Raw genomic sequence first — 9952 nt, 5'->3', positions numbered from 1 at the left:
TACTAAATATCGCAAGATTGCAGAGACTCGAGGATTGTTAATATCTGGTGGATCCGACTTTCATGGCATTCAAGATCGTTTCCCTGAAAGTATCGGTCTTGGAGAATACGAAATACAACATGAGTGGGTAGCTAATTTTATGAAAGCCTTACAAGGAGCATAGAGGTGTAGTATGGATGTAATCGCATTTATTGGCCCTAGCGGAACAGGTAAAAGTCATAGAGCATTGGTGGTGGCACATGAACATCACGCATCTTGTATCATTGATGATGGAATTTTAATTCATAATAATCGTATTGTAGGTGGTTTTTCTGCAAAAAAAGAAGAAAATCGCATTAAAGCAGTTCGACGTGCTATCTTTCAGGATAAAAAACAGGTAGAAAGCGTAAGAAAAGCGCTAGATGAAATTCAACCAGAACGCCTTATGATATTAGGTACGTCGGAAAATATGATTGGAAAAATCACGAAAGCCCTCGGCATCCCTGGGCCGTCCTATTATATCCATATTGAAGATGTAGCCACCCCAAAAGATATTGAAAAAGCACAACACGCTAGATTAAAGGAAGGAAAGCATATTATTCCCGTTCCAACTGTTGAATTGAAGCCTCATTTTAAAGGCTTTTTAATTGACCCTATTAAATCTTTCTGGCGAAGAACTAGATTATCTTCGAAACAAGATGAAGGATGGGAAAAATCTGTTATCCGTCCAGCTTTTAGCTATTATGGAAAACTAGTTTTTGAAGATGCAGTGATTCAAGCACTCATCAGGAATAGCATTGAAAAATCTCCAGGTGTGACAGATGTACGCAGTATGGACATTAAGAAAAGTAAAGAAGTCACTAATGGTTTAATCTTACAAATTGACGTTACCGTTATGCTAGGATTCGTGGTAAAGGAAATCATGGATACCTTGCAAAAAACGATACGTCAAGAAATTGAATATATTACAGGCATGTCTATCGAAAGGCTTGCCATTAAGGTAGGTGGCACCATTGAGCCATCAAAAGTAAAATACAAGCATAAGGAGTAATATGAAGTCATACTATATTTATACATATGGTTGCCAAATGAATGAAAGTGATTCAGAACGATTGGCACATCAATTAGAGTCTGTTGGATATGTACCTACAGAAGATGTAGATTCATCGGATTTGATTATTTTAAATACTTGTTGCGTTCGTGAAACAGCGGAAAATAAAATTTATGGCCGTATTGGCGAGTTAAAGCATTTGAAAGAAAAGAATAAAAACTTAATCATTGCCATCACTGGCTGTATGGCACAAAAGAACCAAGCGGATATGTTCAAACGAGCACCTCATATTGATATTGTATTGGGTACGCATAATATCCAACATATCAATGAAATGGTAAAAGAAGTGCAACGTACGAAAAAACGCCAAGTCAATGTAGAAATGGATAACACTGTATTACCAGAACTAGCGGCGAAACCAAATGGTACTTCTTTGCATGGGTACCAATTATGAATGGTTGTAATAAGTTCTGTACATACTGTATCGTACCCCATGTGCGGGGCCGTGAAATTAGCCGTCCTGTAGAGTCCATTGTGAAGGATGTGCGTGAACTAGGTGAAAAGGGCTTTAAAGAAATCACTTTGTTGGGACAAAACGTAAACTCCTATGGTTTGGATTTTAAAGATGGTACAGACTTTGGTACTTTAGTAGATGCCTTAGATGGCATTCCAGGTATCGAGCGTATTCGTTATATGACAAGCCACCCCCAAGATATGACGAAAGGCATGGTAGATGCCTTAGGTCGTTCTTCTAATATTGTGACACAATTGCATTTACCAGTGCAGTCTGGATCTGACAATATTTTGAAACGCATGAATCGTCATTATTCTGTGGAACAATATAAAGATTTGTTGCAATATTGCCGTGAAAAAATCGATGGAGTTACTATCACTACAGATATTATTGTTGGATTCCCTGGAGAAACAGAGGAAGATTTCCAACAAACATTGCAATTATTGAAAGATGTACGCTATGATATGGCATTTACTTTCATCTATTCCAAACGTTCTGGTACTCCAGCGGCGGAATTTGAAGAGCAAGTGCCAGAGGAAGTGAAACGTGTTCGCTTACAAGCCTTGATGGATGTGCAAAATGAGATTTCCCTCGAGTTGAATCAGGCCATGGAAGGCAAGGTCTACGATATCATCGTAGAAGGACCGAGCCGTACTGATGAAAACATGTGGTTTGGACGTACATCGGGCAATAAAATGGTCCTATTCCCTAAACAAGAGACCTTAAAAATTGGGGATACTATCGATGTACGTATCGATAAAGGGCAAACGTGGGTATTATACGGCACTGTACTATAGAAAGGAGTTAGCAGGATGGGCAAGAAACAAACGCCTATGATGGAGCAGTATTTTAGTATTAAAGCTCGCTATGAGAAGGAACTATTATTTTTTCGGTTAGGTGACTTTTACGAGCTTTTTTATGACGATGCTATCACCGCATCACGAGAATTGAATATCACCTTAACAGGTCGCAATGCGGGTGAAGAAGATAAAGCTCCTATGTGTGGCGTTCCCTTCCATTCTGCGGAATCCTATATTGAAAAACTCATCAGTAAAGGATACAAGGTAGCCATCTGTGAACAAGTGGAAGATCCTAAAGAGGCAAAGGGAATCGTAAAACGTGATGTGATCCGGGTTATCACACCAGGTACAGTACTCAGTGAAAACGGTACAAAAGATGGGGAAAATAATTTCTTAGCCTTGACCTATGAAACAGGGGGGCAGCGCATTGTGTTGTTCACAGATATCACTACTGGTGAAGTGATTTGGGAACGTATGGATAGTTCTAGTGAAAGTTCTTTATTTGATGCTTTCACTATGTACCAACCAAAAGAGCTTATCCTAGCTGGTAGTAGTGAATTACCTACTAGTATCCAAGATTTTTTGACACGTCAAATGTCAGGCATAGCCTTGTCTCCGTTCACGCCTACAGAAACTATAGACAATATTCGTCTAAAAGGTCGTGAACATTTTTCTGACGCCGGCTTGCTAGAAGAAGATGTATTAGAAGCCTTAGGTTATGTCATTCTCTATTTACAAGAAATTATTAAAACAGATACGTCTCACATTAATTATGTGCACCAACTATCTGTGGGAGACCGCATGATATTGGACACATCTTGTTTACGCCATTTGGAGATTACAAGAAATGTTCGAGATGGATCTAAAAAAGGTACGCTCCTAGATGTACTAGATAAAACATTAACCCCTATGGGGGCTCGCATGTTGAAACAGTGGATTGAGCATCCTTTAATGGATATCCATCGCATCGTACGCCGTCAAATGGGCATAGGTGAATCTATTGATAATCCGACCATGCGTAGTCAACTGCGTTCTTTATTAACTTCTGTCTATGACTTTGAACGCATTCTAAGCCGTGTAGAAACGGGGAGTGTGTCTCCTAGAGATTTTACATCCTTGCGAGAATCTTTGCGGGTCTTACCGATGATTCAAGAGGTAATACAACATTGTACCTCTAATATTCTTCAAGACTGTCATAGTATGATTCACACCCATAATGACCTATGTGACCTATTAACACGCGCTATTGTGGATCAGCCGTCGTTGGCGTTGAAAGATGGTCATGTTATCCGTGATGGATACAGTGCAGAATTAGATGAATTGCGTTCTTTGGCTACCAATAGTCAAGAGTGGCTACATCGCTTAGAAGAAGAGGCGAAACAGGCTACAGGGATTCGCCTAAAAACAGGATACAATAAAGTATTCGGATACTATTTTGAAGTATCCCAAGGGCAAGTGGGTCTCGTACCAGATTATTTCATTCGTAAGCAAACCTTAACCAATGCAGAGCGCTATATTACGCCAGAGCTAAAAGAGTTTGAAATAAAAATGCTCAATGCAAAAGAACAGATTCAAAAGTTGGAATATTCTTTGTACCAAGACTTGCGTTTGATTGCTAAAGCACATATTAAAGAGATTCAAGAAACGGCTCGTGGCATTGCACAGTTAGATGTGATTTTGAGCTTAGGGGAAGTGGCCTTTACTAATAAATATGTATGTCCTACTATTGTTACAAATGGGGCGATTTCCATCAAAGATGGTCGCCATCCAGTGATTGAAACCTTGCTGAAACAGGAATTGTTCATTCCTAATGATGTGGTGTTGAACCATTCCGAAGAGGAGTTTATCCTCATCACAGGTCCTAACATGGCAGGTAAATCTACCTATATGCGTCAAGTGGCTTTGCTCATGATTATGGCGCAAATTGGCTCATTTATTCCTGCTAGAGAAGCCACCATTGCTCCTGTGGACAGAATTTTTACCCGCGTCGGTGCCAGCGATGATATTTCCACAGGCCAAAGTACGTTCATGGTGGAAATGAAAGAAGTATCCTATATCCTAGAACATGCAACGTGCAACAGTCTAGTAATTCTCGATGAAATCGGCCGTGGTACGTCTACCTTTGATGGTCTTAGTATTGCTCGTGCCGTGGTGGAGCACATTTGTGAAACCATTCACTGTAAAAGTTTGTTCGCTACTCACTATCACGAATTGATTGAACTGGAAGACCAATATAGTAAACTGAAAAACTATACGGTGGCGGTTAAGGATAAAGGCAATGATGTGCTATTTTTGCGCCGCATTGTAAAAGGTGGAGCAGACCGCAGTTATGGTATCCATGTGGCTAAATTAGCAGGTCTTCCTAAGGCTGTTCTAGATCGAGCTAACGCAATTCTATCTCATTTGGAAGATGGAAAAGTGGTATCGGAAGCAGTGCCTAAGAAAAAGAAAAACAAAGTGTTACAGGCCCTCTATTCGGGAGTGGTGATTTATTTACACAACCTGTTCTGGATCAATTATTAAAGCTAGACATAATGAGTATGACACCCATAGAGGCCATCAGTGAATTATATCGTTTACAGGAAGAGGCGAAACAAGGAGGTGGCAAGTAATGCCAACCATTCATGTCCTAGATGAAACGACTATTAATCAGATAGCAGCTGGCGAAGTGGTAGAACGCCCTGCCTCTGTTATCAAAGAGTTAGTAGAAAATGCTATCGATGCAGGGGCTACTTCCATTGAAGTAGAAATTGCAGAAGGTGGCATCGAATACATGCGTATCACCGACAATGGGTGCGGTATGTCCGAAGTAGATGCACGGCTAGCCGTATTGCGTCACGCTACTAGTAAAATTCGCAGTGCCGACGATTTATACGATATTGCCTCTTTAGGTTTTCGTGGTGAAGCGATTGCCAGCATTGCTTCTGTATCTAAGTTTACCTTACGGACTCGTCAGGAAACGGATACTATGGGCACACGGATTTATATCGAAGGTGGTCATATGGTAGATTGCGATCCATGTGGCACATCAGTGGGCACCTCCATTGAGGTGAAAGATTTATTTTATAACACCCCTGCTCGTAGAAAGTTTTTAAAATCTACTCGTACAGAAGCGAATAAGATTCAAGATATGATTGGCAAACTGGCACTGAGCCACACCCATATTGCTTTCAAATGTATTGTTGATACACGAGTTACCATCATGACACCAGGGAATCATAAGATGGTGGATACTATCGCCGCTCTCTATGGATTTAAAGTCAGTGAAGACGTATTTCCCATTGCTTATGAGGCGGAAGGTATTTATGTGGAAGGTGTGGTCAGCAAGCCAACGGTACTAAAAAGTAGCCGTCAATGGCAGACGACCATCGTAAACCAACGTGTTATTTCCGACAAAGCTATCTACAAGGCTATCGATACAGCGTACCATGCCCTATTACCGAAGGGTGGCTATCCCTTGGTAGTGTTACAAATTGTAGTACCTCCAGGGACCGTAGATATCAATGTACATCCACGAAAAAGTGAAGTGAAATTCTCTGACGATAAGCCGGTTTTTAAAGCAGTGTATAACAGTATTTTACAAGCCTTAGAACATCCGACTCATCACAGGACTAGCCAGCAAGAAGAAACCATTGCTACAGCCATCGACTACGATAAAGTATTCACTGGACGTTCCCAAGGATTTACAGTGATGCGTGAAAAAACAGAGGCTCTCGTGGATACAATCCGTCAAAAGGGATATACAGCGCCACAGCGCACTGTGTATGAGCAAGGTAACTTTAACAAAACCCTAGATGTAAATGAAAACTTTGTGCCTAAAAGTTATACCCAAGAGGATAAAGATCGGTTCAGAGCTATCCGTGAATCACGGCCTAATTTAGTACCAAGTTCTGTAGAGCCATATATAAACCATGCTGGAAATGAATCCGTATCGATATATTTAAGTACAGTACAAGGTCTAGCAGGTGATTCTCGTACTGGAGATGCTCTTGGTATAGATAGTTCCTATGATACTGATCATGGTAATTCATATAATACTAATGCTAGTAAAACAGTAGCTAATCACGGATTACTTCCTATGGGCCAAGTAGCCTCTTGCTATATTTTGGCAAAAAAAGGCGATGATTTATACATTATCGACCAACATGCAGCGCACGAACGTGTGCGGTATGACAAACTATGCAAATCATCCGAGTCCATTCCTATGCAGGAATTATTAATGCCTATGTACATGGATGTTAGCGAGGAAGAATTAACATTGGCGGAAGAACAGAGAGATGCATTGTTAGACTTAGGATTCCAAGTAGACCAAGGAGGACCCACTTCCTTACGTATTGATGGTCATCCTGTGGATATTATTGAAAGTAAAGTTCCAGAGATTTTACAATACGTATTTTCCTATATGCATGATCATCAAAGTCCAAGTGCAGCGCAATTACGACATGAAATGTTGGCCTATGCTTCCTGTCGTGGTGCCATTAAAGCGGGGCATAATCTAAACTTGGTACAAATTGATGCTTTACTGCAAGACCTATTCAGCACAGAAAAGCCCTATGTGTGTCCTCACGGACGACCTACGATCATTAAATTTACACCAGACGAATTAGGAAAATTATTTTTACGGAGTTAATATGTATCTTATTAGCACAAGTTCAAAGACAAATGCATATCTCATTGAACAGGCTAAGGATCTAAGTCAACTCCTGCAAATGCCCTATGTGCCGCGTAAGCATCAGTCCGTGGAAGAATTATTAGATGCACATCATTGTGCGGGTGCCTTAGTAGTGACCAAGGAAGGTCCTTCTTTTGTAACAAAAGAGGGAATACCTCATCAATTTCATCTATCTATGGCACATTTGCGCTTGTTAGAAATCGACCGTGGACATACAGACCATCTTCTGCGAGCTATCGGCTATGAAACGGCCACATCTGTTTTAGATTGTACTGCCGGCTTAGGATCCGATAGTGCTATTATCAGCTATGGTTGTCCACAGTTAACACGTCATACGGCTATTGAAGGACATCCTATCTTGGGGTATATCACCAATTATGGATTTCGACACTTTCAACATAAGAATCCAAGCGTAACAGAGTCGTTGCGCCGTATTCAACTGGTCATTTGCAATTATCAGGATTTTTTAAACCAGATAGAACCTAATCGGTATGATGTTATCTATTTGGACCCTATGTTTGAAAATCCTGTTTATGAAAGTCCTCAATTTCAGCAGTGGCGTGGTCATTTACTAGAATCTAAGATACATCCAGATATTGTAGAACTCGGCTTGGAAAAATCGAAACGTTTGGTCATTAAAGAGCGCAAAGGCAGTCGTCTATTCAAAGACATACCACCTATAGAAATGGTAGGTGGTAAATATAGTTCCATTGCCTATGGTATCTATGAAAGGAGGTAAGATGAATCAGTTAATCACTATTTTGGGGCCTACCGCAGTAGGGAAAACAGCCCTTACCTTGCGGATGGCAGAAACCTTACAATCTCCCGTATTATCTGGGGATGCATACCAAATCTATAAAGGGTTGACCATTGGCACTGCCAAACCTACCCTTGAAGAATTGAACAGAGTGCCTCATTATTTCATCGATACCCATGAGCCTAATGACTCGTATAGTGTGGCAGAGTTCAATACACAAGCTAACACTGTCATAGATGCTGTTAACAAAAATGGTAAGATCCCCATTTTATCCGGTGGGACAGGGCTGTATGTGCAATCCTTACTAGAGGGCTATGACTTTTTAGATGTGCCTCGCAATGAAAGTTTACGCCTTGAATTAGATAACATTTTTGATACCTCTGGATTAGAAGGTTTGCAAGCCTATGCTAATGAATTGGCTGAAAAAGAAGGTCTTACCTTACCATTTCAAGATAAACATCGCCTATACCGTGCGATCGAGTGTGTCTTAGCTGGTGAGGGACATGCCTTATTAACGCCATCAAAAGAAGGATTAGTCTTTCATGGTCCTGTCATCGGCTTAGAACGGTCCAGGGAAGAACTATACGAACGGATTAATCTTCGAGTAGAGTATATGGTTCGAGATGGCTTATTCGAGGAAGTAGAACACCTATTGGAATCTGGTGTGAAACCAGATTCACAGGCTTTCAAAGGCATTGGATATAAAGAGATTATTCCTTACTTTCACGGGGAATATTCAAAAGAACGAGCTATTGAATTAGTCCAACAACATACACGACAATTTGCAAAGCGGCAAATTACGTGGTATAAAAGGATGCCATATATTCAGTGGATTTCTATCACTCCGAATCGCAGTGAAGAAAGCATTTATGAGGAAGCTATGGAGCTGGTTAAAACTAGTTTTGAGTTTTCTATACATAGAAAGGAATAGAATGACTGTAGAAGAAATCCGTCAACAGGCTCTTGAGTTAGCTGAAAAAGAGTTCAAAAAATTTGAGCCTGTGGCGTTATATAATACAAAAAAAGTACTGGAAGCATTTAAAGAATGCCAGCTTTCAGATTATCATTTTAATGGCACCAGTGGCTATGGTTACAATGATGTGGGTCGTGAGAAACTAGACGAAGTATTTGCTCACGTATTTAAAGGAGAACGTGCCATCGTCCGTCCTCATTTTGTGTCCGGCACCCATGCATTAGCCACCACATTGCAAGCTATCTTAGGAAACGGGGCGAAAGGAAAAGAGTTTGTCTATGCTGTAGGGCAACCATATGATACGATGCAATCCGTCATTGGTGCATCACGCCATGTGCCAGGATCATTAACAGAGCAAGGTTTCATCTATAAAGAAGTTCCTTTGGTGAATAACACTTACGATTTAGAGGGCATTCGCCAAGCTGTTACAAAAAACACTCGTGTAGTGGTCATCCAACGTTCTAGAGGGTATAGTACGCGAGAACCTTTATCTGTAGAAGACATTGGTATCATTGTGAAAGCTGTAAAAGAAGTGAATCCTGAGACCATAACCTTTGTGGATAATTGTTATGGTGAATTTACAGAAACTAGAGAGCCTCTAGAAGTAGGAGCCGATATTATGGCAGGCTCCCTCATTAAAAATGCTGGTGGCGGTATTGCGCCTACCGGTGGCTACGTGGTAGGTCGAGATGACCTAGTGGAACAAGTGGGGTATCAGTTAACAGCTCCAGGCTTAGGAGACCATATGGGATCCTACGCACCGGGATATCGCTTATTCTTCCAAGGACTATTCTTAGCACCACATGTAGTATTACAAGCTCTAAAAGGGGCGGTCTATACAGCAGCGGTGGGAACCTTATTGGGATATGAGGTATTTCCAAAAGTCGATGCACCACGTTTTGACTTGATCCAAGCTATTAACTTACATGGACCAGAAGAAATGGAATACTTCTGCCGTGGTATGCAAGCCTATAGCCCTGTAGATGCCCATGTACATCCAATCCCAGGAGATATGCCTGGCTACGAAGATAAAATTATCATGGCAGGTGGAACCTTTGTACAAGGATCTTCCATCGAACTGAGCGCAGATGGACCCGTACGACCACCGTACACCATCTTTATGCAAGGCGGACTTGTATTTGAGCACTCCATGCTAGGAATCTTGGGGGCTGCTGAAGAGATATTAAAACATAGAGATTAAATCTT

Annotated in this window: 5 protein-coding genes and 2 pseudogenes; all 7 read left to right on the top strand. The window is 41.0% G+C overall.

The window, feature by feature from the left end; genetic code table 11:
* Window positions 1-172 precede the first annotated feature (172 nt).
* The gene (locus tag HMPREF9200_RS00270; protein WP_009352777.1) at window positions 173-1030 is read left to right on the top strand and encodes a hypothetical protein; all 858 of its coding nucleotides are present in this window, start codon (window positions 173-175) and stop codon (window positions 1028-1030) included.
* A 1-nt stretch (window position 1031) separates the two neighbouring features.
* Window positions 1032-2341, top strand: a pseudogene (gene miaB, locus HMPREF9200_RS00265) (tRNA (N6-isopentenyl adenosine(37)-C2)-methylthiotransferase MiaB).
* Between the two features lie 15 nt (window positions 2342-2356).
* A pseudogene (gene mutS / locus HMPREF9200_RS00260) lies at window positions 2357-4956 on the top strand (DNA mismatch repair protein MutS).
* A complete protein-coding gene (gene mutL / locus HMPREF9200_RS00255; RefSeq protein ID WP_009352772.1) occupies window positions 4956-6974 on the top strand; it encodes a DNA mismatch repair endonuclease MutL in 2019 nt (672 codons plus the stop codon). The pseudogene mutS and the gene mutL overlap by 1 nt, the downstream one beginning before the upstream one ends.
* Before the next feature lie 79 nt (window positions 6975-7053).
* Window positions 7054-7755, top strand: coding sequence for a class I SAM-dependent methyltransferase (locus HMPREF9200_RS00250; protein ID WP_164726287.1), 702 nt, complete (start codon window positions 7054-7056; stop codon window positions 7753-7755).
* Window position 7756: 1 nt separating this feature from the next.
* Window positions 7757-8704: a tRNA (adenosine(37)-N6)-dimethylallyltransferase MiaA gene (gene miaA, locus HMPREF9200_RS00245; protein ID WP_009352783.1), complete on the top strand. Its 948-nt coding sequence runs from the start codon at window positions 7757-7759 to the stop codon at window positions 8702-8704.
* Between the two features lies 1 nt (window position 8705).
* Window positions 8706-9947 carry a methionine gamma-lyase family protein gene (locus HMPREF9200_RS00240; protein ID WP_009352779.1) on the top strand — a complete coding sequence of 414 codons (1242 nt, stop codon included), beginning with the start codon at window positions 8706-8708 and terminating at the stop codon, window positions 9945-9947.
* Window positions 9948-9952 lie beyond the last annotated feature (5 nt).

It is taken from the genome of Veillonella sp. oral taxon 780 str. F0422 (assembly GCF_000221605.1).
Classification (GTDB): domain Bacteria; phylum Bacillota; class Negativicutes; order Veillonellales; family Veillonellaceae; genus F0422.
The sequence above is the reverse complement of the archived record's forward strand: the minus strand, read 5'-3'. Positions and strand labels throughout refer to the sequence as shown.

Bases quoted from the DNA above. Each gene is read 5' to 3' on its own strand.
- HMPREF9200_RS00270 (WP_009352777.1), top strand. From the start codon at position 173: ATGGATGTAATCGCATTTATTGGCCCTAGCGGAACAGGTAAAAGTCAT.
- mutL (WP_009352772.1), top strand. From the start codon at position 4,956: ATGCCAACCATTCATGTCCTAGATGAAACGACTATTAATCAGATAGCA.
- HMPREF9200_RS00250 (WP_164726287.1), top strand. From the start codon at position 7,054: ATGCCCTATGTGCCGCGTAAGCATCAGTCCGTGGAAGAATTATTAGAT.
- miaA (WP_009352783.1), top strand. From the start codon at position 7,757: ATGAATCAGTTAATCACTATTTTGGGGCCTACCGCAGTAGGGAAAACA.
- HMPREF9200_RS00240 (WP_009352779.1), top strand. From the start codon at position 8,706: ATGACTGTAGAAGAAATCCGTCAACAGGCTCTTGAGTTAGCTGAAAAA.